General features: G+C 63.0%; 25 protein-coding genes. 12 read left to right on the top strand and 13 right to left on the bottom strand.

The annotated features are described in order from the left end of the window. Positions 1–80 precede the first annotated feature (80 nt). From MPN20_RS09900 to MPN20_RS09885, 4 genes are all read right to left on the bottom strand, one after another. Positions 81–1,088: a glycine betaine ABC transporter substrate-binding protein gene (locus tag MPN20_RS09900; protein WP_242781621.1), complete on the bottom strand. Its 1,008-nt coding sequence runs from the start codon at positions 1,086–1,088 to the stop codon at positions 81–83. Positions 1,089–1,120: 32 nt separating this feature from the next. Continuing rightward, complete coding sequence (locus tag MPN20_RS09895) at positions 1,121–1,993, bottom strand: ABC transporter permease subunit (RefSeq protein WP_347566818.1); 873 nt, start codon at positions 1,991–1,993, stop codon at positions 1,121–1,123. Next, on the bottom strand, positions 1,993–3,372 hold the full coding sequence (locus MPN20_RS09890; protein ID WP_242781619.1) for a glycine betaine/L-proline ABC transporter ATP-binding protein: 1,380 nt from the start codon (positions 3,370–3,372) through the stop codon (positions 1,993–1,995). The genes MPN20_RS09895 and MPN20_RS09890 overlap by 1 nt, the downstream gene beginning before the upstream one ends. 386 nt (positions 3,373–3,758) lie before the next feature. After that, positions 3,759–4,574: an alpha/beta hydrolase gene (locus MPN20_RS09885; protein ID WP_242781617.1), complete on the bottom strand. Its 816-nt coding sequence runs from the start codon at positions 4,572–4,574 to the stop codon at positions 3,759–3,761. Between the two features lie 56 nt (positions 4,575–4,630). Between MPN20_RS09885 and MPN20_RS09880 the strand changes: the two genes are divergently transcribed. Continuing rightward, positions 4,631–5,620 carry a type I 3-dehydroquinate dehydratase gene (locus tag MPN20_RS09880; RefSeq protein WP_242781615.1) on the top strand — a complete coding sequence of 330 codons (990 nt, stop codon included), beginning with the start codon at positions 4,631–4,633 and terminating at the stop codon, positions 5,618–5,620. A 123-nt stretch (positions 5,621–5,743) separates the two neighbouring features. Here MPN20_RS09880 and MPN20_RS09875 read toward each other — a convergent pair whose 3' ends face one another. Beyond that, positions 5,744–6,043, bottom strand: a complete 300-nt coding sequence (locus tag MPN20_RS09875; RefSeq protein ID WP_242781613.1) for a DUF4235 domain-containing protein — start codon at positions 6,041–6,043, stop codon at positions 5,744–5,746. Between the two features lie 257 nt (positions 6,044–6,300). Here MPN20_RS09875 and MPN20_RS09870 point away from each other — a divergent pair, with 257 nt between their 5' ends. Continuing rightward, a complete protein-coding gene (locus tag MPN20_RS09870) occupies positions 6,301–6,498 on the top strand; it encodes a hypothetical protein (RefSeq protein ID WP_242781612.1) in 198 nt (65 codons plus the stop codon). Here the strand turns inward: MPN20_RS09870 and MPN20_RS09865 are convergent. After that, a complete protein-coding gene (locus MPN20_RS09865; RefSeq protein ID WP_242781611.1) occupies positions 6,485–7,375 on the bottom strand; it encodes an aminotransferase class IV in 891 nt (296 codons plus the stop codon). The genes MPN20_RS09870 and MPN20_RS09865 overlap by 14 nt on opposite strands. 107 nt (positions 7,376–7,482) lie before the next feature. Beyond that, positions 7,483–8,586, bottom strand: coding sequence for a VIT1/CCC1 transporter family protein (locus tag MPN20_RS09860; protein WP_242781625.1), 1,104 nt, complete (start codon positions 8,584–8,586; stop codon positions 7,483–7,485). Between the two features lie 359 nt (positions 8,587–8,945). Between MPN20_RS09860 and MPN20_RS09855 the strand changes: the two genes are divergently transcribed. From MPN20_RS09855 to MPN20_RS09840, 4 genes are all read left to right on the top strand, one after another. Further along, positions 8,946–10,943, top strand: coding sequence for a M28 family peptidase (locus MPN20_RS09855; protein WP_242781610.1), 1,998 nt, complete (start codon positions 8,946–8,948; stop codon positions 10,941–10,943). A gap of 196 nt (positions 10,944–11,139) precedes the next feature. After that, complete coding sequence (locus MPN20_RS09850) at positions 11,140–11,601, top strand: DUF3817 domain-containing protein (RefSeq protein ID WP_242781609.1); 462 nt, start codon at positions 11,140–11,142, stop codon at positions 11,599–11,601. Positions 11,602–11,704: 103 nt separating this feature from the next. After that, positions 11,705–13,507, top strand: a complete 1,803-nt coding sequence (locus MPN20_RS09845) for an SPFH domain-containing protein (RefSeq protein ID WP_242781608.1) — start codon at positions 11,705–11,707, stop codon at positions 13,505–13,507. Between the two features lie 264 nt (positions 13,508–13,771). After that, positions 13,772–14,680, top strand: coding sequence for a cation diffusion facilitator family transporter (locus tag MPN20_RS09840; RefSeq protein ID WP_242781606.1), 909 nt, complete (start codon positions 13,772–13,774; stop codon positions 14,678–14,680). Between the two features lie 53 nt (positions 14,681–14,733). On the opposite strand, the gene menC is transcribed toward MPN20_RS09840, so the two are convergent. Further along, a complete protein-coding gene (gene menC / locus MPN20_RS09835; protein WP_242781604.1) occupies positions 14,734–15,858 on the bottom strand; it encodes an o-succinylbenzoate synthase in 1,125 nt (374 codons plus the stop codon). Between the two features lie 307 nt (positions 15,859–16,165). Here menC and MPN20_RS09830 point away from each other — a divergent pair, with 307 nt between their 5' ends. Further along, positions 16,166–17,110 carry an FkbM family methyltransferase gene (locus MPN20_RS09830; protein WP_242781603.1) on the top strand — a complete coding sequence of 315 codons (945 nt, stop codon included), beginning with the start codon at positions 16,166–16,168 and terminating at the stop codon, positions 17,108–17,110. A gap of 107 nt (positions 17,111–17,217) precedes the next feature. On the opposite strand, the gene MPN20_RS09825 is transcribed toward MPN20_RS09830, so the two are convergent. Then, the gene (locus tag MPN20_RS09825; RefSeq protein ID WP_242781602.1) at positions 17,218–18,390 is read right to left on the bottom strand and encodes a M20 family metallopeptidase; all 1,173 of its coding nucleotides are present in this window, start codon (positions 18,388–18,390) and stop codon (positions 17,218–17,220) included. A gap of 117 nt (positions 18,391–18,507) precedes the next feature. Here MPN20_RS09825 and MPN20_RS09820 point away from each other — a divergent pair, with 117 nt between their 5' ends. Next, positions 18,508–19,986, top strand: a complete 1,479-nt coding sequence (locus MPN20_RS09820) for a glutamate--cysteine ligase (RefSeq protein WP_242781601.1) — start codon at positions 18,508–18,510, stop codon at positions 19,984–19,986. Positions 19,987–19,995: 9 nt separating this feature from the next. On the opposite strand, the gene MPN20_RS09815 is transcribed toward MPN20_RS09820, so the two are convergent. Next, positions 19,996–20,292, bottom strand: a complete 297-nt coding sequence (locus tag MPN20_RS09815; protein WP_242781600.1) for a cupin — start codon at positions 20,290–20,292, stop codon at positions 19,996–19,998. A gap of 116 nt (positions 20,293–20,408) precedes the next feature. Between MPN20_RS09815 and MPN20_RS09810 the strand changes: the two genes are divergently transcribed. Together MPN20_RS09810 and MPN20_RS09805 are read left to right on the top strand one after the other, a co-directional pair. Beyond that, positions 20,409–20,990, top strand: coding sequence for a peroxidase-related enzyme (locus MPN20_RS09810; RefSeq protein WP_242781599.1), 582 nt, complete (start codon positions 20,409–20,411; stop codon positions 20,988–20,990). Between the two features lie 135 nt (positions 20,991–21,125). Further along, positions 21,126–22,265 (top strand): aminotransferase class I/II-fold pyridoxal phosphate-dependent enzyme, encoded by a 1,140-nt coding sequence (locus MPN20_RS09805; protein WP_242781623.1) that lies wholly within the window; start codon positions 21,126–21,128, stop codon positions 22,263–22,265. Between the two features lie 15 nt (positions 22,266–22,280). Here the strand turns inward: MPN20_RS09805 and MPN20_RS09800 are convergent, their stop codons facing one another. The 3 genes from MPN20_RS09800 to MPN20_RS09790 form a co-directional block, all read right to left on the bottom strand. Then, the gene (locus tag MPN20_RS09800) at positions 22,281–22,640 is read right to left on the bottom strand and encodes a metalloregulator ArsR/SmtB family transcription factor (RefSeq protein ID WP_242781598.1); all 360 of its coding nucleotides are present in this window, start codon (positions 22,638–22,640) and stop codon (positions 22,281–22,283) included. A 98-nt stretch (positions 22,641–22,738) separates the two neighbouring features. Next, positions 22,739–23,767: an ABC transporter substrate-binding protein gene (locus MPN20_RS09795; RefSeq protein ID WP_242781596.1), complete on the bottom strand. Its 1,029-nt coding sequence runs from the start codon at positions 23,765–23,767 to the stop codon at positions 22,739–22,741. 3 nt (positions 23,768–23,770) lie between these two features. Continuing rightward, entirely contained in the window at positions 23,771–24,358 is a 588-nt protein-coding gene (locus MPN20_RS09790) for a peptidoglycan-binding protein (RefSeq protein ID WP_242781594.1), read from the bottom strand. A gap of 172 nt (positions 24,359–24,530) precedes the next feature. Here MPN20_RS09790 and MPN20_RS09785 point away from each other — a divergent pair, with 172 nt between their 5' ends. Together MPN20_RS09785 and MPN20_RS09780 are read left to right on the top strand one after the other, a co-directional pair. Then, positions 24,531–24,752, top strand: a complete 222-nt coding sequence (locus tag MPN20_RS09785; protein WP_242781592.1) for a hypothetical protein — start codon at positions 24,531–24,533, stop codon at positions 24,750–24,752. Between the two features lie 80 nt (positions 24,753–24,832). After that, positions 24,833–25,615, top strand: a complete 783-nt coding sequence (locus MPN20_RS09780) for a HEAT repeat domain-containing protein (RefSeq protein ID WP_242781590.1) — start codon at positions 24,833–24,835, stop codon at positions 25,613–25,615. Positions 25,616–25,782 lie beyond the last annotated feature (167 nt).

Below are 25,782 nucleotides of genomic sequence, written 5' to 3'. Positions count from 1 at the left end.
GGATTCGACCGGACCACACGATGTCGCTTTCACCAGGAAATCGATTCAGGCGAACTGCCGGATCTCTTCCTCAGATTGGACTACTTCTTAGCGAGTTCGCCCTTCTTCCACTGATCGACGAAGTCCGAGTTATCCTTCAGCCATTCGGCAACGGCCTTTTCGTGGTCCTTGCCGTTGTAGTTATCCTCGGCGAACATGAGGTTCTCGAGGCTGGCGAGGTGCTTGTCATCGAGAACTAGGTTCTGCAGCAGCTGCGAGACGTACGGGTGAGCCTTCGCAGAGTCCTTGCCGGAGAAACTGAAGATCCTCTCGGCATCACCCATCGCGTTCTTCGGATCTTCCAGATCGCGAATCGGGAAAGCGTCGTAGGCCCAGTGCGGACGCCACAGGGTCACGGCCACGTTCTGCTTGGCTTCTGTCGACTTCTTCAGCTGCGCCAGCATGGCAGGCGTTGACGAGATCTTGAAATCGAGGTCCTCGAGACCGTATTCCGGAATCGCCTTTTCCTTCGTGGTCTTCGTCAGGCCGGCTCCGGCTTCGATGCCGTAGAGGGTGTTGTCGTATTTGTCGCCCATGTCCTTGAGGTCGCCGATGGTCTTGGCCGGCGAATCATCGTTGACGGCAATGGTCAGCTTGGCATTGTCATACCAGCAGCCGTGGTCGACGAGCTTGTCACCGAACTGTTTGATGTAGCTCTCGTGAGTCAGCGGCAGCCAGCCGTCGGTGAAGAAGTCGATATCGCCTTTGGCAACACCGGTGAACATCGGTCCGGCGTCGAGTTCCTCGGTCTTGACCGTGTAGCCATCCGACTCGAGGACGTTCTTGAGCAGGTAGATCGTGGCGTAGGACTCGTCCCAGCCGCTGAAGATGCCAAGAGTGACGGTCTTCTCGTCATCAGTGGTGCCTGCGACGTCCTTCGAGCCCTCGCCCGGCTTGCACTTCGCCCAGTCCTTGCCGCCGGCATTGGTTTCGTCACCGCCGCTACCGCCCGCAGGTTCTCCGCCGGAGTTGGAAGCACCGCACGCGCTGAGCACGAGGGCCGTAGCAGCGAGGACGCTGCCCAGCTTGGCCAGTTTTGTGTTTTTCATGGGATTCTCCTTTGTGTCTCGAATTGTGTGGATCAGGAAGAGGCTGCTGCGGCCTTGCGTGCCCGCTCGATCGGAGTTCTCTGTCCAAGCGCTGCCGTGACGCGGTCGAGGAAGATCGCCACGACGACCACCGACAGTCCGGCTTCGACAGCAAGCGGCACATCCAGGGAGCTGATGCCGCCCACGACGGCGCCGCCTAGGCCGCCGGCGCCGACCATGCCAGCGAGGACGACCATCGACAGCGCCAGCATGATGACCTGGTTGATGCCAGCCATGATCGTCGTCATTGCCAGCGGGATCTGGATCTTGGTCAGGATGTGTCCGGACGTTGCACCGAATGCCTGGCCCGCTTCGACGACCTCGGAATTGACCTGGCGGATCGCGAGCTCAGTGAGGCGGACGCCAGGTGGCAGGGCGAAGATGATCGTAGCGATTGCGCCTGGAGTCTGCCCGATGCCGAACATCAGGATCGCCGGCACCAGGTAGGCCAGGGCGGGCATCGACTGCATGAAGTCGAGGATCGGCTTGACCACGGCTGAGACCCAGCTGATCTTCGCGGCGAGAATGCCGAGCGGGATGGCGATGATGAGCGCGACGATGACCGCGACGATGACCAGGGCCAGGGTCGACATCGTGTTGGCCCATTGATCGAGGGCCCGAACAACGTAGAAGCCGATGAGGGTGAAGAGTGCGACCTTCCACCCGGCGGCGAAGTAGGCCACGACTGCAAGGATGACGATCATCACGAGGTAGATGGGGGTGGAGAAGGCGAGGTTGAGAATATCGTAGAGTCCGCCAAGGATGAGGGTGATGAAGTCCAGCAGCCACTGGAATGTGGCGGTGAACCAGTCGAGGAAGTCGCTGACCCAGGTTCCGAGCGGAAGTCGCGGATTCATGAAGTCCATTACAGACCCCTCCTTTCTGCGTCATCGCCGGCTTCGACGGCATCAGCGCTGGACACGGACTCATTGCTGGACACGGACTCACTGGGCAAGTCGTATTCGTTGGCGAAGGCCGCTCCGTCTTGGGAGTCGTTCTCACCAGCGGTCGGCGAGACGACCAACGGCTCGAGTTCCTCCTTGACGGCGGGTATCTCTCCCGTTGCCGGTCCCGGATCGGCCATCGAATTGAGAAGTGCCACGCGCGGAACGATCCCGAGCAGTCGATTGTTCTCGTCGACGACGGTCAGCGGCACCTTGGCGGTGGAGCTGGGCGCGAAGAGTTCGGAGATCGGAGTCTCCGGGCTGACCGAGTAGAGATCCGTCTTCTCGACGATGTCACGCAGGGTCCTGTGCCCCTCGCGTGCTGCTGTGACGACGGTCCGGTCGCTGACGAGTCCGAGGACCGTGCGGTCGTCGTCGAGGACGAGGAGCCCGGAGGAGTTATTCTCCTCAAGGGTCTTCATTGCCAGGCGCGGGCCCGAGTCGACGTTGATGAATGCCTTCGTCTGTCGCATGATCGACGAGGCGGTGAGGACACGTGTGCGGTCGACGTCCTGAACGAACTCTGCGATGTAGTCGTCGGCAGGTTCTGTGAGGATCTCTTCTGCGGTGCCGATCTGGACGATGCGGCCGTCACGCATGACGGCGATCCGATCGCCGAGGAACATCGCCTCGTTGAGGTCGTGGGTGATGAAGATGATGGTCTTGTTCAACCGTGATTGGAGTTCGACCAGCTGTTCCTGCATCTCACGCCTGATCAGTGGATCGAGAGCGGAGAACGCTTCGTCCATGAGCAGGATGTCGGTCTCTGCCGCGAGTGCGCGAGCCAGGCCGACGCGCTGCTGCATGCCGCCCGAGAGCTGCTGCGGGTATTTGTCTCCCCAGCCATCAAGCCCGACTGTCTTGAGCCATTCGTCGGCCTTCGCCAGTCGTTTGGCCTTAGACATCCCCTGGATTTCCAAGGAGTATGCGGCGTTCTCGCGGACAGTCCGGTGCGGCAGCAGCGCGAAGTGCTGGAACACCATTGAAACGTGTTTGCTGCGGACCTTGCGGACAGTGGACGCATCCGCCTTGGCCAGATCGGTGCCGAGGACCTCGACTGAGCCCGAGGTGGTGGACCAGAGTCCGTTGAGTGTGCGAATCAGTGTCGACTTTCCTGACCCGGACAGTCCCATGACGACGAAGATCTCGCCGGCTTCGACCTCGAAGCTCGCATCGATGACAGCGGCCATGCCGAGCTTGGTCAGATCGTTACGGTCCGCGCCCTCTTCGAGTCGTTTGACGACTTCGTTCTGGCGCTTGCCGAAGACCTTGTAAACGTGTGATGCCTTGACGACGCTCACGTGGTTCCTCCTTGCATCTTTGACACTCCGCAAGAACGAGAGGCTTCACCCCCGTTTTGTGTTTCGACAGAGGCGATTCGGATAGGTCCGATCGTTCGCTCGCCTCGTCGCACACGGATATCTCAATTCCTATTATAGATTTGTTCAGGCTTTTCAGCAGGAATTTTGTCGAAATGGCAAGGGGCCGTTATGTTCGCATGCGCTCTGACCTGGAGCGATGCATAAAGATACGTTACTTGATTGTTATAAATGATGGTTGAGGCATATAGGCATGACGTTATCCTTTTTGTTACATTTCGCGTGTCATTGATGCAGTAAGTCGATCTGGCGATGCCAGGGATTTTCTGAGGAACAGCTGCAGGGGCGGTTTCAGCCGCCGGACTCGGTCAGGAAGCGCCGGACTCGGTCAGGAAGCTGACGATCTCCGGTGTGATCACCTCGGCGAACTCCTCGAAGAAGCCATGGCGGCCGCCGGGAAAGATGAGGATGCGGGAGTCTGGGATCCGTTCATGCAGCAGATGCGCGTTCTCGACGGGATTCATCTGATCATCGTCCCCGTGGATGATGAGCGTGGGCGCAGTGATCTCCGGTAGGCGGTCCCACGCATTGTGATTGGCGCTGATGCGCAGATGAGCCGCTGACTCCTGGGAGCTCATCGTGTCATCGCCGAGCAGCTTGCTGTACTTCGGGGCTACGGCCCACTCCGGCGTGTAGAACAGCGCGGAGAGATACTCGGTGTGTTCACGACCGCGCAGACGCGCCAAGGACTGCCCCACTTCACGCGGTCGTTTGACGGAGTTCGGTCCGCCGGGCGTCGTGCACGCGAGAACGAGGGCGCTGACACGGTCAGGGAAGTCGAGTGCCAGCATCTGTGCGACGCGACCACCCATCGACGTTCCGTAGACGAAGGCGTGCGAGATGGTGAGATGGTCAAGCACCTCGGCAGCATCCGCCGCAAAGCTCGCCGTCGACAGCTCACCGAACTCATCGAGCTTCCCGCGACTGCCTCCGGTTCCGCGGTAGTCGAAGGTGACGGTCCTGAACTGCGGTTCGAACTCCGAGCGGAGTCCGTCCCACCATTCGTGCGAATTCGCCTGACCATGCAGGAGAAGGAGAGGAGGAGCCTCGGGCGGTCCGCTGACCTGGATTGCGAGGCGAAATCCGTCGCGTGCGGTCATGGTCAGGTGCTCGGTCTTCTCCACTGGGATCTTCCTCTTCGCTGTTCTGGCCGCCGGGCTCGAACGCCTACGCTTGAGCTATGAAGCAGCTGCCGTTCCTCAATGATGCCGCAGGCGGGTCCGCGACGCCCGCGGTGCTCAATCCTCGCCGCCCTGCCATCATCGTCCCTGTTCAGGTCACCGGCTCGGGAGGGTTTGCGGAGCGCTGCCGGACGATCGCGGCCACGGGGATCGTCGATGTCATCGAATGGCGCATCGATCTGCTGATTGCCGAAGCCGCCGGTGCGCTGGCCCTGGCCGATGATGATCGCACAGTCCAGGCAACGGCACAGATGCTCGCCGAGGCGGTCGTGGCGCTGGCTCCGGCCGCCTCGGCAGGACTCCCCGTCCTCGTCACGCTGCGAACCGGGTTCGAGGGTGGTGTCGTCGACATGAGTGAAGATCTCTATGCTCAAGTTCTCCTGCACCTGATCGCGCAGTTCTCCGACGTTACAGAGGGCGGCTCGAACAGTACTCGGATCGAAGCCGAGATCGATGCGCAGTCGAATGCGGTGGCCGAAACTCAGGTCGGTACTCAAGCTGAAACTCAGGTCGGCCGTCAGGCTGAAGGCCAGGTCGGTCCTCAGGCTGAAGGCCAGAGGGCGGATATGCCGATTGCTCTCGACGTCGAGATCGACCGTCATGCGGCGCGTGACCTCATTGCAGCAGCGCACGAGCGGAGAATTCCGGTCGTCGCATCGCACCACAACTTCTCGAGCACGGACGCGCCGGAGACGCTGCGCGCGACGTTCGAGACCATGTCGGCGGCCGGCGCTGATGTCCTCAAGGTCGCCATGATGCCGCAGTCCTCCGGCGATGTCGCGGACCTGCTTCGGACCACGGCTGAGGCGGATGCGTCCTTCGATCGTCCCGTGCTGGGGATCTCGATGGGAGAGGCAGGCCGGACCAGTCGGGTCATGGGCGGAGACTTCGGCAGCTGTGCATCGTTTGCGCAGCTGGGGCAGTCGTCGGCGCCCGGCCAGATCGATGCGCTCGACCTGGCCGGGATGTTCGACCGACTCTACTGCTGAGCGATCACTGCTGTCCGATCACTGCTGTGCGATCAATGCTGAGAGATCAGCAGGTGTGAGTCATCAATCGTGCGGCCGGGCGCGGCCGATCAGAGTATTGCCGATCAGCCGAAGCGCGACTGGTCAGTCGACGCCTTCTTCGATCTGCTTACGGAACTTCTTGGGCAGAGCCTGGTCGCCGAAGCTGTTGCGAACGGTGCTGGCGGCAACGCGCTGGACGACGAGCTGTGCCACTGCGACTCCGACACCGGAGACGATGGTCCAGGCGAGAGCCTCGGACATCGAGATTTCGTCATCGACGGGGTTGTTCGGTGCGGGGCGTTTGGTCGACTTCTCCCATGCGAATGTCAGCACCTTGCGAGCTGCGAATGCCGCCACGATGGGCGCTCCGACGCCGATAACCTGCCAAGCGAGCTTTCCCATGCTCGTGTCCTTTCGTTAGACGCTGTTGAACTGACGATGCTGGATCGCGCGAATGTCGCTGGGGCGCGAATCCGCACGGAACCACACTATCGCAGGAGACTGACGTTGATGCAGGTTCCATGCTCTCCGCCATCGGCGGGCCCCTGCCCTCCACCATTGCGCGGACACGATTTCATACTTTTGAGGGATGTGCGCGAGCCCCACTGCCGATACCTTTGAAGGACAATCGCAGAGAACGAGGCGTGGGAGAAGCGCGAATGCTCAGGAAATGGAAACTCGTGGTGGTCACAGCACTGTTCATCGTGGGCGCAGTGTGCTTCTTCCTCGGGCTCTTCCCCTCATTCGCTCCCCTCTTCTGGGGCCTGTGGATCGCAGGATGCAGCGCCTGCATCTTCGGACTCATCCTGGCCGTCGTCGTGCCGTCGAATCGCCCCGGAACAGTCAGCCGGCCTTGATCAGAGTCTGGAGCTTCGTAGTCAGATCATCGTCAACGGCGATCGGATTCCCGTCCAGCTCCCTGAGTGCGGCGGCCGTGCGCATCGAGGACACGTACCAGGCACCGTCGGCGCTCAGCACATCGGCGATGCTGAGATCTGCGTACTCGGCCGTGAGTCCGAGTCCGGCCGCATGATCGAAGATCAGCCGCTGGGTCGTGCCCGACAGCAGACCGGCCGCGGGATCCGGGGTCAGCAGATGGTCGCCTCGGCGGATGACGATGTTCGAGGTCGGGCCTTCGAGTACGACCCCGTCATGGGAGACGAACAGCGCTTCGTCGGCCCCGCGCTCGACCGCGTATCTGCCTGCGGCCTGATTGACCGCATAGGACAGGGTCTTGGCGCCGATGAGCAGCCAGGGTGCTTTGCTTCCCAAGTACGCGTCGTAGCCGCGATCGAGGCTGACAGCGCTGATGCCCTGGGCGCGGACGCGCTGGATCGAATCGTCTACCGGCACGGGGAATGCCCACCCGCGCGGAGCTTGCCCGCCGCCCGGCTTCTGCCCGCCGCGTGAGCATGCGTAGCGGACACCGAACTCGGTGATCGACGGATCGGCGGCGACGACCTCGGCGATCACGGTGTCGAGGGCTCGGTTCCACAGGTCCGGATCGGGATCCGGAAGCTCCAGCGCCGAGGCGGATGCCCGGAACCGTTCGAAGTGGCGACCACGTGACACCACGGTCACCTCATCCGGGGTCTCGACCTGCACCAGAACGGTCTCGAAGATGCCGTCGCCGCGGTGGGCGGACAAGTCCGTGACCGGAAGCTGAGCTGCGGCGAGGTCGGCCCGTTCGAGTGCGGGGGAGGACGGGTCGATGAGGACGAGGATTTCGTTCATGCCCTCAGTCTAGATTCCGTGGCCTTCGGTGCAGGACCGAGCCAGCGTCTGACGCCGAGGGTCCACAGCGCTCGCCGCCGACTCTCCACAGGGATCGAGGCGAAGCGTCAGCCGCCGCTGACACCGAAGAGCAAGCCGAGGCCGTAGGTCACGGCCGCCGCGCCGAAGCCCACTGCGAGCTGGCGCAGTGCCCGGGGTCCCGGTGCGGTACCCGAGAGCAGGCCCACAGTGCCGCCGGTGAAGAGAAGCGCAATGCCGACGAGTCCGGCGGACAGAGCCACAGCCGGGAGCCCGGACATGCCGAAGAGGTAGGGCAGGATCGGGATGACGGCGCCCGAGGAGAAGAAGCAGAAGCTCGACACGGCGGCGCCGAGGCCGGTGCCCAGCTCATCGCGGTCGACGACGGCCTCCGGCCCGGGCAGCTGCGGGGCCGTCTGACTCTTGGCTGCAGCGATTGACTTGTGTGCGCGGGCATCGGCCTCCCCGGCGTCCATGCCGCGGGCACGGAAGACGAGGGCGAGTTCGTTCGCATCGATGTTGAGGTCGGCGATGGCGTGCCGGGACTCGGGGTCGGGTGTCGAGGCGTCGAGCAGCTCGCGTTGCGAGCGGACCGAGATGTACTCGCCGGCCCCCATCGACAGGGCCCCGGCGAGCAGCCCGGACACACCGGTGAGCAGGATGACGTGGTTGCTCACGCCGGCCGCGCCGACGCCGAGGACGAGGGCGAGGTTGGATACGAGCCCGTCATTGGCGCCGAAGACCGCTGCACGGAAGTTGCCAGACAGGCGGGCTCGGGAACGGGCAGCGAGAGCGCGGACCACCTCGGCGTGGATCCGCTCATCCGCGGCCATCTCCGCCGAGGCGGCTTCCTCGTCATCGTAGGGGGAGCTCGTCTCGGACTGCTGTGCCAGTGCGAGGACGAAGACGGAGCCGAACATGCGACCGAAGAACGCCAGGCACAGGGTGATCAGGTCAGGGGTGCGCTTCTTCTGAGCCTGGTCGCCGAGGAGGTTGATCCAGTGTTCCTGGTGTCGGGACTCGGCGGTGGCTAGGGCGAGGAGGATTTCGCGGTCCTCGCCGGTCCGACGTTCTGCCAGATCGCGGTAGACGCGCTCTTCGAGGCGTTCGTTCGCAAGGTAGCGCTGCCAGCGTCTGATGGTCTTGCGGTCAGGGGTGTGGAGGCTGTCCGGGACCGTTGCTTCTTTGTTCATCACTGGTCAGATTCTAATCGAGACACCATCCTGAATTCAACACTTGCGCAATCGACGAAGTGTTGGTTGTTATCAATTCGTTACATCAAAGACGTTACTGGTGAGTTAGATTAAAGACCAATGTGAGTTGTGTCACCGTTTCGTTATAGAAATATGTATTTCGTGACCTATCGCGAAGTCAATGCGAAACGTCGGAATCAAGCTTCCCCTTGAGCGCAGTTGTCTGAACCAGTGCTGATGCCAACGTCGGTGCAGCCCTGGTGCCTGCCGTCGCGCCCATGCTCTTCGAGCGCCCGAAGAAGGTTGCAGTGGAGAGCATTCTGGTTCGTCTGGCACATACAAGGAGCGAAAGGAACTCCATGAAGTTAGGCATCAAAGCATGGTTCGCGGTCACCGCCACGGCCGGGCTGGTACTGGGCGGGATGACCCCCGCGCTGGCCACCGGGACCGCGGGGCCCACCGAACATACGGATATGGGCGTCACCGGCGACGCTGTGATGAATCATCTGCAGAAGATCTCGGACATCTCGACCGCTCACGCCGATGAAGGGTTCCGCGCACTCGGGACGCCCGGCTACAAAGAGGCCGTCGAGTACGTCGAGAAGACTCTCGAGGCCACCGGCGCCTACAACGTGAAACGCCAGGACCTCGAGCATGAGTCTCAGAAATTCCCCACCGTCGAGGTCAGTGTCGACGGTCAGGCGCTCAAGGTCATCCCTGCCAGCTTCACCGAAGGAACCACTGAGCCTCTGACGGATCTGCCGGTCGTCCTGCCTGTCGACGATGACTACAGCGACCTTGCCAGCGGACAGCTCGGCTGTGCGTCCAGCGACTTCGACGACAGTGCCAAGGGTGCACTCGTCCTCGTCGCCCGCGGCACGTGCGCCTTCGGAGAGAAGACGCAGGCCGCCACCGACGCAGGTGCCGCCGCGGTCATCCTCTACAACAACGACACCTCGGCCCCCGATGAGGACCTCAACGCCACCCTCGGCGAGCGCATCAAGAACGGCGCACCGACCGTCGGTGCCAGTTACAACGTGGGCAACGATCTGCTGACCGCGGTGCAGGAAGCCGGTGCGGACGAGGCTCCGCTTGCGGACTTCACCCTCGAGACCGAATACACGACCGAGACCACGTGGAACGTCATCGCCGAGACCAAGGCCGGCGACCATGACAACGTGCAGATGCTCGGCGCGCACCTCGACGGTGTGGACGAAGGTCCGGGCGTCAACGACAACGGTTCCGGTACTGCAGCCCTCCTGGCCAGCGCCGAGGCGCTCGCGAAGCAGCCGACGGATCCGGACAATGCCATCCGCTTCGGCTGGTGGGCTGCGGAGGAGGAAGGCCTCGTCGGATCGACGCATTACGTCGAGAGCCTCAGCAAGCCCGAGCTTGCGAAGGTCAAGTCCTACATGAACTTCGACATGATCGGCTCCGACAACTACATCGTCGGCACCCTGGACTCCGACGGCTCGGACGTTCCGATTCCGGACGGCGTCAATGTGCCCGAAGGATCGGCAGAGCTCGAGAAGATCTTCACCGACTACTTCGCCGACAACGATCAGAAGAACGTCGGAACCGACTTCTCGGGCCGTTCGGACTACCAGGCCTTCATCGACAACGGAATTCCGGCCAGCGGCCTGTTCTCCGGTGCTGACGGAACGAAGACGGAGCAGGAAGCCGAGTGGTTCGGCGGCACTGCGGGCGACAAACACGACACGAACTACCACCAGGCCACGGACACGATCGAGAACGTCAACAAGGACTCGATCGATATCTTCGCCCCGGCCATCGCCTATTCGGTCCACACCTTGGCCTACGACTTGAGCGCTGCGCCGACCGATCCGCCGGCGCCGACGGAGCCTCCCACAACACCGCCGACCGATCCTCCGACGGACGGCCCGACGGATGATCCGACGGATCGGAGTCTGACCATCGATCCGAAGACGATCGAGGCGGCTGACTTCGTGGGGAAGAAGGGCGTTCAGGTTGCGGCCGCCGGCTGCACCGCCGACACCACCGCGACGATGACGGTCGAGCCGCGTAACGGTGAGATCGAGAGCTTCGAGCAGAGCGCGGATGTCGCTGCCGATATGGTCGCGAAATTCGGCGTCCGCGGTCTCGATGAGTCGGCTGCTGAAACCTATATCGGAAAGTACGACGTCGCGGTCGACTGCGATGGCGGAGATTCGCTGCAGGGAACCTTCGAGGTCGTTGCAGCCGACGAGGGCCCGGGAGCAGGCGGTGGGGGAGACCTGCCGCGTACCGGCAGTGAAGCGCTGCCGCTCGTGATCTCGGCCGGAGCACTCATCCTGCTCGGCGTCGTGATGACGATGGGTGCTCGCCGCAAGCGCTGAGCAGCCGCAGAGAGAACCTGAGGCCGGGCGTCGGCCGGATCGTTGATCAGTGAGACCTGATCGCTGAGATTCGATCGACGCACGGACCGCAGGCCCCGATGCCACGCGGGCCGGTGACTGGACAAGTTCGCCGGCCCGCGTGTTCATTCATTGCTCTTCAGCACCCGCTCATCTTGGTCAGGCACAATAGTCTCCCGTGACCCCCAAGCGCTTCTTCAGATTCTTTGCCATCGCCGAGACCGTGACCTGGTCTCTGCTCATCATCGGAATGATCCTCAAGTACGTCACCAAGACGACTGAGATCGGTGTGCGCATCGGCGGTGGAATCCACGGCTTCGTCTTCATCTGCTTCGTCATTGCCGTCATCGGCGTCGGAACCTCGCAGATGTGGAGCAAGCGTCGGATTGCCACCGGTCTTGCCTCAGCGATCATTCCCTATGCCACGATTCCCTTCGAGGTCTCGGTCGCGAAAGCCGGTCTGCTCGAGGGTGGCTGGGGGCTCGGCGCCGATGGCCGGACACCCAGGAACTGGTTCGAACGGCTCACCTCGTGGGCAATCCGCAAGCCATGGCTGGCGATCGCCGTCGGAATCGTCGTCGTCATCATCATCTTCAGCGGGCTCCTGTTCCTGGGCCCTCCCGGCGACTGGGGCAAGTGACTTCCCTGGGCAATGTCAGGGGCCTCGCATAGGATGATGGCAATGGGCCCGGTCCTCAGCGACCGCCCTGCACGCACATCCTCGAGTGTTGGAAGGCCCACTGATGGACCTGCTTCTAGGCGCCGGCGGTATCGGTGTCATTGTCATAGTCGTTCTGATCGCACTCATCGTGATTCTGCGGTCCTACAAAATTGCCTCCCCGTCGGAGGCTCTGATCATCACCGGGCGGAATGCCTCGGGTGCCGGCGGTAGCGGGCGCATCGTCATCGGCGGTCGCGCGGTCGTCTACCCGATCGTTCAGAAGGCGTTCTTCCTGTCGCTGTCATCGCGCCAGATCGCCGTCGCGATCGACGGAATCTCGATGAACGGCATCGCACTGCGACTGCACGGAGTCGCTCAGGTCAAGGTCGGCGGCACCGAGGACGATGTCCGCAAGGCCGCCCAGCGCTTCCTCGATCAGCAGGACCAGATCGAGCCCTACAGCACTGAGATTCTCTCTGGCACCCTGCGTGCCGTCGTCGGCACGCTCACCGTCGAGCAGATCATCCAGGATCGCGCCTCCTTCGCCGCTCAGGTGCAGGAGGAGTCCGCGCACTCGATGAACAACCAAGGTCTGGTCATCGACACCTTCCAGATCTCCGCCGTCGAGGACGAAGGCAGCTATCTGCGTGACTGGGGTCGTCCGCAGGCGGCTGAAGTGGCGAAGAACGCCGCCATCGCCGAGGCGAATGCCAGTCGTGCATCGGCCGTCGAAGAGGCGTTGCAGAACGAAGAGACCCAGAAGCAGCAGGCGCTGACCGACCAGGCCATCGCCGAACAGCAGCAGCAGCTCGCCCTGCGTCGGGCGGCGCTGAAGGAAGAAGCTGATCAGCGTCAGGCCTCGGCCGACAACGCCGGTCCGCTGTCCGCCGCGGCAGAGAAGCAGAAGCTGCTCGAACGCGATCGGGTCGTGGCGAAGGAAGCTGCGGAACTGCGTGCCGAACAGCTCGATGCCGAGGTCAGGCGACCTGCCGATGCTGAGCGCTACCGCCAGCAGGCTGAATCGGACGCTCGTGCCTATGAGATCGAAGCTCAAGGTCGAGCTGAAGCCGCAGCTGAGCTGCACCGTCGATCGAAGGACGCTGAGGCGATCCGGCTTGAAGGTGAGGCTGAGGCCGACGCGATCAGGGCACGCGGTGCTGCTGAGGCCGAGGCGCTCCAGGCTCAGGCTGAGGCGTACAAGAAATTCAACGACGCCGCAGTGCTGTCGAAGGTCCTCGAGGTTCTGCCGAACATCGCCGGAGAGCTCGTGGCCCCGTACGCGAACATCAAGGATCTCTCGATCGTATCCACCGATGGGGAGTCGAAGCTCGCGAACTCGGTGTCGAACAATCTTGCACAGGTCCTCGAAGTCGTGCGGGGCACGACTGGAATCGACCTCGGCGATCTTGTCACCAAGGCGAAGAATCAGGGCGGATCAACGTTCTCGCGCAGTCAGGACCGGGACGATTCCGGACCGTCGGATGCAGGGTCAAGCAAGGACTCCGCGGATGACGGACAGATCGTCGAAGGGCAAGTCTCCGGCGATCGCGAGGAGCGCTCGAAGCGTCAAGGTCCGGGGCCCGTCGATTGGACTGATCCCAGTGCATGGGCTCGCAGCGGCTTCGATCCGAAGGACTACCTCGACGAGCACGGCGACCTTGACCTCACGCACATCGGCGACGAGGTGAAGAAAGCCACCGGCATCGATGTCCAGTCCTACATCGCCGAGGCGAAACGGCGCCGCGATGAGCGCGACGGCGGGTCCGATGGTTCGGGCGGAACCCATGGCAAGGGTCCCCGTGACCAGGGTCCGAACGGCGGCGGTCCGAAGGACGGCGGTCCGAAGGACGGCGGCCCGAAGGGCAGCGGGCCGGACAAGAAGTGAGTCGCACGCTTGGCGAATGTTGCGCTGGTCGCGTCGCGTTCGGAAGCGGCGTGAGGATTCTTGAGCGATTCCGAACTGTGAATGGCTTTGAGTTCTGAGCAGTGAATGACTCCCCGTCGTGGGCAGTGAATGACTCATAGTCCTGAGTTGTTGAAGTGCAGGTGGCCAGCGCGGAAGCGGGCACCTGCACTTCTTCTATTGAGGATTCTCACCAATGCATAAAGACATGCGCATATGTTAATGTGATGGTGTAGGGAGGTTTCCATGGCACACGATCACTCACACACTTCCGGGTCGCGTCGACGGCTGGCCGTCGTGTTCGGCATCGTCCTGGCGATCTTCGTCTTCCAGGTCATCGGCTCGATCATGACGGGCAGCTTGGCGCTCCTCATCGATACCGGCCACAACGCCGTCGACCTCATCGGGATCGGCATAGCCCTGTTCGCCGCCACGTTGGTTCGCACGCCGCCGAAAGGTCAGAAGACGTGGGGGTTCCGTCGCGCAGAGGTCCTGGCCGCCGGTGCTCAGGCCACACTGCTGTTGGGCCTCGGTGGATACAGCCTGATCGAGGGCATCCGCCGCTTCTTCCTCCCACCAGAGGTCCCCGGGCCCGAACTCATGGTCTTCGGCGCGATCGGGCTCGCTGGCAACATCGTCTCGATCATCATCCTCAGCTCAGCGAAAGAGGACTCCCTCAACCTCAAAGCTGCATTCCTCGAAGTCATCGCCGATGCTCTCGGATCGGTCGCCGTCATTCTTGCCGCCGTCTCGATCTGGCTCTTCGACTGGGGCCGGGCCGATGCCGTGGCAGCGCTGTTCATCGCCGCCCTGATCGTTCCCCGGGCATTTTCGATCCTCCGCGAAACGGGATCGATTCTGCTCGAGGTCGCTCCCAAGGAGCTCGACCTCGACAAGGTCAAAGCACATATCGAAGGAATCGAGCACGTCCGCGAGGTTCACGATCTGCACGTGACGAGAATCGACTCGAACCTGCCCGTGCTCACGGCACATGTGGTGCTCGCCGACGAGTGCTTCTACGACGGACACGCGCCGCGAATACTCACAGCACTCCAGGAGTGCCTGGCCGAGCATTTCAAGGTAGCGATCGAGCACTCGACCTTCCAGTTCGACCGAGCGAAGGACGCTGCCCAGGAGACGCACACCCACAACTGAGCGACTAGACGCGGGCCGAGGGAGTCGCTGTTGCCTCCTGGGGGAGCAGCCGATCAGCCCTGCGGCAGCAGCTCGACAGAATCGGTGCGGAACCTCTCGAACTTCGCCGGATCGATCGAGACGCCGAAGCCGACACCCGTTGGCACGTCGACCTTGCCGTCGTACATGACGATCTCCTCGGTGATGTCCTCGTGGAAGAAGCGGTTCGAACCCGAGATGTCGCCGGGCAGCGTGAATCCGGGCAGCGACGCCAATGCGGCGTTGGCCGCACGGCCCAGCCCGGTCTCGACCATTCCACCGTGCCAGACGGCCACACCGTGAGCGGCCGACAGGTCGTGGATCTTCTTCGCCTCGATGAAGCCGCCCACTCGGCCGGGTTTGATGTTGATGACCGCAGCCGCGCCCATCGAGATCGCGTCAGCGGCCGCCTCGGCGGAGACGATCGACTCGTCGAGGCACATCGGCGTCTCCATCAGCTTCGCGAGCTCGGCATGCTGACGGATGTCGGCCTCACCCAGAGGCTGCTCGATGAGCAGAAGACCATATTCGTCGAGGCGGCGCAGATGCGAAGCATCGACGAGGGTGTACGCGGCGTTCGCATCGACCTGGAAGCCGAAGTCGTCACCGAAGGCCTTGCGCACGGCGGCGATGGGCGCGATGTCCTTCCCGGGCTTGATCTTGAGCTTGATGCGGGCGTAACCCTCTTCGAGGTAGCCGCCGATGACGCGCACGGTCTCCTCGACGGAGTCCTGAATGCCCACCGACACTCCCGACGGGACCGAATCGACGACCCCACCCAGGTAGTCCTTGAAGGACTGATCATTGAGTTTGAGCTGGGCCTCGATGACCGCCATCTCGATCGCGGACTTCGCCATCGGGTGACCGATGACGTGGCGCAGGTGCCAGGACACCGTTTCTGCGGTGAGGTCATCGATGCCGAAGAGGATCGGGGCCAGCCAGCGCTTCGTGACATCGATGCCGGACGCCACGTACTCGGAGGAGTAGAGCGGAGAGATCATCGCGACGGATTCTCCCCACCCGGTGATCTCGCCCTTGGGGGTGTCAAAGGTCGCCTCGACAAGATAGCAGTCCTTCTCGGTCTCCCTCATGAACGAGGTCTCGAAGGGAGTGACCAGGGGAATCGATACCTGATGGAGGGTCATTGACTTGAGTTTCATGCGCCGTGCACCTTCTTTGTGATTGGAGCTGATGATCCTGGTCTCCAGCCTATAGCTTCGGCAGCAACCGCCTCGGCGCTGGGCTTGCGGCGAGATCGGACCGAGCGCCCGGCTCCACCGTGAACCGCACGATTCTGAGGTGAACGAACGGTGGTTTCCAGCCCGGATATCGACGCTCTGTCACCTCACTCCAGCACACAGCGGTCGGGCCAGGTCGACAAACCTGCCCGTGCAGTCGGATCCGACGCTGGATGGTGCGTCAGCGACATTGGTACGGTGGACAAAAGAGTCACCGAGGGGGATCACCGTGAATGACTACCTGAGTACGCTCAAGGCCCGGAAGCAGTCATGGTTCGGGCTGAAGCTGCCGGTCAAAGCCGCCCTCGCCCAGCCGATCCTCCACCCGCTGCTGCGCACCGTCGCGCCTCACGTCAAAGGGATCAAGGTCGGAAGACTGCCTGCCCCGATCGGTCTCACCGAGGTGCGCGGGCGTGCCGGTGACGCCGACTTCTACCTTGTCGATCCGTTCCGGTGCGAGATTGCGAAGGAATTCTATTGGGGCAAGGGTCGACGGACCGAGGAAGAGGATGCGTTCGCCCTCGAACTCATGGTCGACCTAAGCAAGGACGCAGAGGTGTTCCTCGACATCGGCGCCTACACCGGGGTCTTCACGATGGCCGTCCTGGCCGCCAACCCGCAGGTGCACGCTCACTCGTTCGAGATCATCCCCGCCGTCGTCGCAGGCCTGGAGAAGAACGTCGCCCGCAACCAGCTCGGCGATCGGGTCACGGTTCACCCGTCGGGCGTGGGCAAGCCGGGCACCACGATGCAGGTGCCCACCGGTGACGGAGGATCAGCGCTGCCGTCCTTCTACGCAGCGAGCATGGACTTCGACTCGGGCGCCGAGGTGCGCTTCTCCTCCCTCGACGAACTCCTCCCGGACATGCCGGATGGCACGCCCCGAGTGACCGTGAAGATCGACGTCGAAGGTGCCGAGAACGACGTCTTCGAGTTTGGGCAGGAGTTCCTCGAGGCGCTGAAACCGGACATCCTATGCGAAGTCCTCGATGACAGAGCCCGTCCCGATGAGCTGATGCGAGTGCTCGGCCGCTTCGGGTACCACTACTATCTCGTCGAACGCGACTGTCTGAGCGCGCGTGAGACGGTCGTGCCGGACCCGCACTTCCGCGACTGGCTCTTCACGACGAAGAGCCAGTCGACGATGCGGGACGCCGGCTACCCTGTCGACTGACCGACGGTGAGCTCAGCGAAACCGGTCTCGGCCGCAGCCGCAATGGACTGCGACGGGCCGCAGCCGCAATGGAATGCGACGGTCAGTGCAGGGTGCCTACGCTGAGCTCAGTCCTGCAGCTGGTCGGCGATGAGAGCCGCGAGCAGTGCTGTGCGCGGGGCGATCTGATCGATGACCGCGTGCTCGTGTTCGGCATGCGCGCCATCGCCCACGGCACCCAGTCCGTCGAGTGTGTCGATGCCGTCGCCAGCGGTGAAGTTCCCGTCCGAAGCTCCGCCCACGGATACACCTTCAGGTGCCGGAAGGCCGAGGTCGGCCGACAGTGCGGTCGCGCGTTCGAACAAGGACGCCGACTGCTCGCGCTCGAACGGCGGGCGGTTGATGCCGCCGAGAACCTCGATCGTCGATCCTTCGAGCTGCGGCTGGGTTGCCAACTTCCGGATTGCGGCATCGACGCGCTCGAGCTCGGCCGCGGTGCGGGCACGGACGTCGATGTCCACGCGCGCCTCGGCGGGCACGGTGTTCGACGTGGTCCCCGCACTGATCACGGTCGGCACCACTGAGGTCCCAGCTGAAGCGTCGGCGAGATCCGCGACCAACGGCAGGTGCAGCGCCAGCGCCATTCCCGCATTGATCCCCTTCTCGGGTTCGAGGCCGGCGTGGGATGCCTTGCCTTTGAAGGCGAGGACATAGTTGCTCGTGCCCTTGCGCTCGAGCTTGAGCGCACCACCTGCGCTCGCCTCCATCACATAGACGGCCTTCGCTTCGGCCGCTTCGGCGCGGATGAGGTCCGAGGACGAGATCGATCCGATCTCCTCATCGCCGGTGACCAGGATCGACAGACCGTTGAGCGCATCCTCGCCGAGGTGCTCGCGCAGGATCGCTGTCGCGTGCACGCTCATGATCGCTCCGGTGAGCATGTCGAAGCTGCCCGGACCGCGCAGGATTCCGTCATCGGTGGAGAACGGGATGCGCTCGAGCGTCCCGTGCGGCCACACGGTGTCCTGGTGGTTGAGGAGGACGACTCGGGCGGGACCGTCGCCGAAGCGCAGGCGCACATGCGTGGTGTCCCCGACGGTGATGGTCTCGGCTGTGGCGCCGAGGCGCTCGTGCAGCAGTGCGACGAAATCCTGCGCACCGGCGGCGACAGCATCTTTGTCGTGTGAGGGGGTTTCGAGCGAGATGACGCGTTTGAGGTCATCGAGCATGAGAGGAAGGCGTTCGGCGGCCTTCCCGAGGAGGTCGGCGGACTGGAGATCTGAAGGCAGAGTCGTAGTCATGGCCCAGATTCTACGGCGGGTGCTGAGCTGTCGGTCGAGATGTCCGCATCCGGCGATGCGCAAACGCATGCCTTCTCGGGGGAGCGCAAACCCCTTACTCTGTGGTTTGCTTGTCCCATGGGTGAGGCAGTCAATTCGAAGCGGTATACGCCGGAAGAACGCACGCTGTATCGGGAGAAGCTCGCGGAGAACCTCGAGCTCTTCGACACGTACCTGCGCCACGCGGATTTCAAGTCCGCGGGCACGATCGGTCTTGAGCTCGAACTCAACCTCGTCGACGAGGACAATCAGCCGAGTCTGAACAATACGAAGGTCCTCGAGCACCTGGGCGACGAGTACCAGTCCGAGATCGGCGGCTTCAACCTCGAACTCAACCATCCCGTGCTGCAGGTCGCCGGGCGTGGGCTCAAGACTCTGGAGGCCGGGATCGCACACCGGCTGGAGCGGGCCCAGAAGGCCGCCGAGGCGGAAGGGCTCAAGATCGCATCGATCGGAACGCTGCCGACGCTGTCCACCCAGTTCCTCACCGAGGCGAAGTGGATGACCGAGGAGAACCGCTATGAGGCTCTGAGCAATTCGGTCATCGATGCGCGCGGCGAATACGTCCGCATCGAGCTCGACGGTGAGGAGAAGTACAAGCACGAGTTCTCCGACATCGCGCCCGAAGCCTCATGCACGTCGATGCAGCTGCATCTGCAGGTCGCGCCCAACAAGTTCGCCGAGGCGTGGAACGCCTCGCAGGCGATCGCCGCGGCGCAGGTCGCAATGAGTGCGAACTCTCCGCTGTTCGTCGGTCGCAAGCTGTGGCACGAATCCCGGATCCCCGTCTTCAGCCAGTCGATCGACACGCGCACCCCGGAACTGGTCAACCAGGGGGTACGCCCGCGGGTGTGGTTCGGCGAACGCTGGATCACGAGCGTCTTCGACCTCTTCGAGGAGAACGTCCGCTACTTCCCGCCGCTGCTGCCGGAGATCAAGGACTTCGTCGAGTTCAGTTCGGCCGATGCCCCGAAGCTCTACGAGCTCAATCTGCACAACGGCACCGTGTGGCGGTGGAATCGCCCGATCTACGATTCCTCCGACAGCGGAGCGCATATCCGGGTGGAGAACCGACTGCTGCCGGCCGGTCCCACCCCCGTCGACATGGTTGCCGACGCCGCCTTCTACTACGGACTTGCCGAGTTCCTGGTTGGAGAGAATCGCCCCGTCTGGTCACGGATGTCGTTCCGTGAGGCCGAGGAGAACTTCTTCTCCTGCGCCAAGGATGGCATCAATGCCCGCGTGACGTGGCCGAAGATCGGTCACATCGACGTCGCCGACCTCGTTCTCGACGTCCTCATTCCACAGGCCAGGCGCGGCCTGAACCGTCTGGGCATCGACAAAGATGTGATCGAGGAATACATGTCGATCATCGAAGGACGTGCCGAGAAGCGCGCCAACGGTGCGACGTGGCAGCTGCGCATGCTCGAACACCTGGCACCGAACAGTGCCCCGGATTCGCCCGAGCGCAGTGACGGACTCAAAGCGATGATGGACGCTTACCTGGCCAACCAGGCCTCCGGCGAACCGGTTCACACCTGGGACCTGCCGGCCTGAGAGGCTGAGTCAGAGTCGTTCGACCTCGACGAAGACGACGTCTGCGCCGCCGCCGGGATTCGAGACCTCATGCTCAGCACCGGCGGGACGGGTGTAGCTGACTCCTGCTTCGAGTTCGGCGTCGATCTGCGTGCCGTCCGAGTTCTTCACGACCATCGTGTCGGTGACCATGGGGACGACGACGTATTCGTGCTCGTGCTTGTGCATCGGGATGATGCCGTCGGGTTCGATCGTCCACTTCGTCACACGGAACACGCCGTTGTCGAGCTGAACCTCACCGGTCGAGCCGGTGTTCTCGTCACTCATGATTCCACTCCTCGCAATCGTCATCGATGGGCCTGCTCTCACAGTAGCCGCCATCGCCGAGGCATCCCAGCTCGGTGCGTGACCCGCGGCACACATGCCCGGCAGAGGCGACTAGCATGAGCAGTATGCGCTACCCCTACGCTGACATCGATAATGTCGAAGACGATATTCGCGAAACGATTCTGGCTGTGTCCGAGAAGTCGGGCTTCGTGCCCAACGTATTTCTCTCCCTCGCCCGCCGACCAGCGGAGTTCCGAGCGTTCTTCGCCTACTACGACGCACTCATGGAGAAGGAGACCGGGAACCTGACGAAGGGGGACCGGGAGATGATCGTCACGGCCACCTCGGCGGTGAATAAGTGCCTCTACTGCGTCGTCGCGCATGGGGCGGTCCTGCGGATCAAGGAGAAGAAGCCGCAGGTGGCCGATCAGGTCGCGGTCAACTATCTGCAGGCCGACATCACCGAGCGGCAGATGGCCATGCTCGACTTCGCCATGAAGGTCTGCAAGGAGCCCTGGACTGTCGGTGATGACGACTTCGCCGCCCTGGCCCAGCACGGCTTCGACGACGAGGATGCCTGGGACATCGGCGCGATCACCGGTTTCTTCGGACTCTCGAACCGGATGGCACACGTCGGTGGGATGTTGCCCAACGATGAGTTCTACCTGATGGGCCGCGTCCCACGCGAAAGGAAGTGACGTATGGTTCTCAACCCGTCGACTGCCGGATCCCAGCCCCTCGACTTCCGGACCGATGGTGTCCGGACGGCTGAGGCTCGGTCCGCAGGCCCACACGCCTCAGCGCGGGCTGGCATCGTCGAGCCCTTCGCAGCGATGAACATCGTCGCGCAGGTCCAGGAGATGGCTCGGTCCGGTCGCGACACCATCGCGATGTGCCTGGGCGAGCCGACCCAGGGTGCCCCCGCGCCCGTGCGCAGACGAGCCGCTGAGGTGCTGACTGATGGCACCAACCTCGGCTACTCCGCGGTCTTCGGCATTCCCGAACTGCGCGAAGCCATCGCCGGGCACTACCGGGATTGGTACGGTGTCGACATCCCGACTGAGCGGATTGCGATCACGACAGGATCCTCAGGCGCATTCCAGACGGCATTCCTCACCTGCTTCGATCCCGGAGACCGTGTCGCCTTGGCCCGTCCGGGCTACGGCGCATATAAGAACATCCTTGCGGCATTGGGCTGCGAGATCGTCGAACTCGACTGCGGCGGCGACCACGGTTTCCAACCCACTGTCGACCTCCTCGAGCAGGCTCACGCCGAGGCACCGCTCAAGGGCCTGATGCTCGCCTCACCAGCGAATCCCACGGGCACGATGATCACCGGCGAACACCTCGGCGAGCTCATCTCCTGGTGTCGCGATCACGGGGTCCAGGTGATCTCCGACGAGATCTACCACGGCATCAGCTACATCGGCACGCGCGGCGAGACCGCGTTGAGTCACGATGACGACGCGATCGTCATCTCCTCGTTCTCAAAGTACTGGGCGATGACGGGGTGGCGCCTCGGCTGGGCGATCCTTCCCGAGCCGCTGATCCGGCCGGCCCAGAACGTGAGCGGAAACCTGTCGCTGTGCGCCCCGGTCCCCGCCCAGTACGCAGCGGTCGCAGCGTTCACCGATGAGTCGTACGCGGAATGCGAAACGGCGGTCGAATCCTTCGCCCGCGCCCGCAAGCACGTTCTCGATGCCACTGCCGACCTGGGATTCTCCGATATGGCACCGCCCGATGGGGCGTTCTACATGTATGCGCGCATCGACGAGATCCTCGCGCGGGCTGACTCCGGCATCGACACTGCGGCGGGATGGTGCGAAGCCCTCCTCGCTGCCACAGGTGTCGCACTGGCACCGGGGAACGACTTCGACTCCGTCAACGGCTCGCGGTCGGTGCGGCTGTCGTTGGCTGTCGGTGCGGAGAAGACCGCCGAGGCGATCGATCGGATCCTCGACTTCATGAAGTGAGCATGAGCCGGCTGGTCAGTGCTCGTGACCTTCGACGGTGTGGGCCAGCGCATCGAGGATGATGTGTGCGACGTGGTCGTCCTTGAGTGAGTAGTAGGCTTCGCGGCCGATCCGATTGACGCCGACGAGGTGGAGGCCGCGCAGGAATTTCAGATGCTGGGACACCAGGGGCTGCGACAGAGCTGTCGAGTCGACGATGTGCGTCACCGTGGCCTCGCCGTGGGCCAGCACCAGCAGCATCTTCAGCCGTGACGGAGTGGCAAGAGCTTTGAACAGATCGGCGGTCTCGGAAATGGCCTCGAGATTGCCCTCGGGGTTGCGCAGGAGCTGCTCGACTGCGACGTTGACCGGGGCGGAGTCTGAAGTGGAGGCCATGGGTAGAGATTACCGGAAACGAGTTCGCGGGGCTGAACGTCACGAATTCGGTGATGGCCAGGACGCAGCGGAGGATGGTTCGCGGCAGCGAGCCGGAGTCAGGAAACTCCCTGTTCAGCCTTGTTCAGGTCCTCAGGGAGGTTGTCGAGGGCCCATTTGTCGCTGAGCGGGGACGGGTTCGTCAGCGCGTTGAAGCTGTCGTCGTCGAGCACGGTGTAGTGCTTGCCGCGGATGACCTTGACCTCACGGTAAAAGGGATCGGCGAGCTCCGCCTTCTCGAGCATTCCTCCGCCGCTGGCAGGGAAGTGGATGAGGAGGATGTCTGCGTCGAGATCGTCGACGTTCGACTTCGTGACCGAATGCTTGTCTGCCGAGTACTTCTTCGCTGCCGCATCGGGGAGCAGACCGAGGCCGGTGAAGAGACTGTCGTCGGTGCCGTCGTAGGACAGGTAGTCGATCGATGACTTCTTCACGTCGGCCACCGCGTAGGTCGTGTCCTCGAGTTCGAGGTGATGCGAGGCGACGTCCTCGGTCTTCTGCGTGACGTCATTGACGACACCTGAGGCATTCTTCGCTTGGTTGAGAGCAGTGGCGATCGCTGCCGTCCGGTCAGTCCAGGTGGCGTCGTCCTTGGCCGCGACGACAGGGGCGATGTCGGAGAGTTCATCGAAGTGCGAGCCGGCATCATCGAGGCCGGTGGCCAGGATGACATCGGGCTGCGCCTCCTTGATCGCTGTGAGATCAGGACCCTTCTGCGCATCGTACGTGTCAGGGGCTGTCATTCCTGCGTCGTCGAGTGCGGCTGATGCCCACGGGCTGAGGTCGAGTTTCGAACCGGACTTCTGGTTGGTACCGGACTTCTGGTTGGTGCCGGTCGACGAATATGCCGGGGCGATGACGGGATCGGCACCGAGTGCGATCGCAATGTCGAGGTCGATCGAGCTGGTGACTGCGATCTTCTTCGGCTCGGACTTGATCGTTGTACTGCCGTAGGGGGAGTCGATCTTCTGCGGGTAGGGCCCGTTCCCGTGGCTGGCCGAGCCGGGAAGGATCGAACATCCGCTGATGACGGTGGCTGCGGCCAGTCCCAGGGCAGTCAGGACCAGGGTCTTCTTCGCGACGGACATAGGTCAGCTCAGGGCTTCGACATCGGTCTGGGTGCCGATGAGGTCGTCGGCCAAGGATTCCCATTGCTCGTAGGCGTTGGGCAGCGCTGACCTTTGGACCGCCTGGGCAGCTTCGGTCGGACTCATCGTGTGCCATCCGTCGACCTGCTCCAGCCCGGGATTCTTGATCTCCGGGTTGATGCCGTAGAAGGACTTCGTGGCGTAGACAGGATCATTGAGTTTTGTGGGCTCGCCCCAGCCCTGAGACGGGCGCTGCTGGAATAGGCCGATCGAATCGCGATCGCCGGCGTCGAGATTGCGCAACGACGATTCCTGAAGTGCAGTCATGAGCGCGATTCTGATCGCTCGGTCGTCGAAGTTACCGCCACGGCCGATGCCGATGATGAGTCGGGCGTTGTCGATCTGCTGCTCGGTGAGCTGATTCACTGAGGCCATCTGCATCTGCCTGATCTTGGTCGAGCCGAACGAGAACGGGGAATTGACGATGATGACAGCCGCCACGATCAGTGCCGTTACTGCTGCCCCGAGGCCGATCAGGGCGCCAGTGAGCACGGACCGGCGGCCCTTGCGGTGGCGAGTCTGTCGAGGCATGAATATAACGATAATGCAACAAACTTAAGGAGCAATGTGTCCACGCCGTGCCTTTTGTCACAGGAGGGTCACGGATGAGGTGGGAGGGGAGATTAGGGACTGATGTTCCAAGCCTGCACCATCAGCGGAAATCCAGGGCAGCGCAACAGCGTCTGACGTTACTATCGTCCACATGGTCTACCGTCCACGCAACACTCGCCGCCGATTGTCATTAGCCGGGTGCATGCTCCTCCTGGTGATCCTCGGCATCGTCGGTTTCTCTGTCGTCTCCGTCATCGTCCTCACAGTGGTCGGGCTGACGTCGGGCGCTGGCATCCCCGACCAAGCGCCGAACAGCCCCTCGTCGTCGAGCAGTGCTCCGCCGTCCGGTGGCCAGTGGACGAGCGGCGGATGAGCACTCCTCCCGTCGTTTCCCCTGCCTCTTGACCTTGACACGATGTAAAGGTCTTGACTGGGGTCAAGGAGGTGGACTCAATGACCAATCCACACGCGACTGAGGCACTGAAGAATCAGTCGACGGGCACTGCGCCCGCACGGAAGACTGCGCCTGCACAGAAGATTGCGCCTGCACGCGAGCCGGACGATTCCCTCGCGCTCGGCGAGGTTGACCCTGTCGTCTCCGCTCTCTCCGGGGCGAACTCGCAGAAGAGGCTGCAGGCCGCAATGGCCATCGGCACGACTGCCGAGGACCGCCACCTCGACATCCTCATCGAGCGGTGCAGGATCGAACCAGACTTCTTCGTCCGCGACATGCTCACCTGGGCGCTGACTCGAATGCCCGCCGAGGTGGTCGTGCCCCGACTCATCGCTGAGCTGAGTTCGGATGTGCCCCAGGCGCAGAGTCAAGCGCTGCACACGTTGTCGAAGATTGGAGACCCACGGGCCTGGGCGGCCATCGATCCCGCACAGAGGGGGCTGGAGCTGATCGGTCATCCTGATGCCGAGGTCGCTCGCAGTGCCTGGCGATCGGCAGCGGCCCTGGTGCCGGGCGACCACCGCGAAAAGTTGGCATCGGCCCTGGTCACGCAGCTGGGCAGAGGCGATCTCGAGACGCAGAAGAGCCTGAGTCGCGCGATCGTGTCCTTGGGCGACGATCTCGTGTCAGTGCTCGATGGGAAGCTACAGGCAGAGGAAGAAACAGTGCGCACGCACGCCATGGCGACCCGGGATATGTTCACCGATCCGGACGCCGGCTTCGCCCACGCCTTGAGCGAGGCCAAGCGAGTGGTCGCATTGGGATCCGAACTGTCGGAATAGACGGGCTTTGGGAAGGGTCAGTCGAGGATCGCCGGGTGGGGCAAGCCCGCGTAGGTCCTCGGCCGGCGGCTCGGATCCCTTCCTCAGAAATGGGCAGCGGCGCAGTGGTGTGCTGCTGTTCGGGCGGGCAGGATGATGCGGAGAGTCGCATCGTGATCGGGGTTCAT

It is taken from the genome of Brevibacterium sp. ZH18, from assembly GCF_022748595.1.
Taxonomy (GTDB): domain Bacteria; phylum Actinomycetota; class Actinomycetes; order Actinomycetales; family Brevibacteriaceae; genus Brevibacterium.
This window is presented reverse-complemented; position numbering and strand designations above follow the sequence as displayed.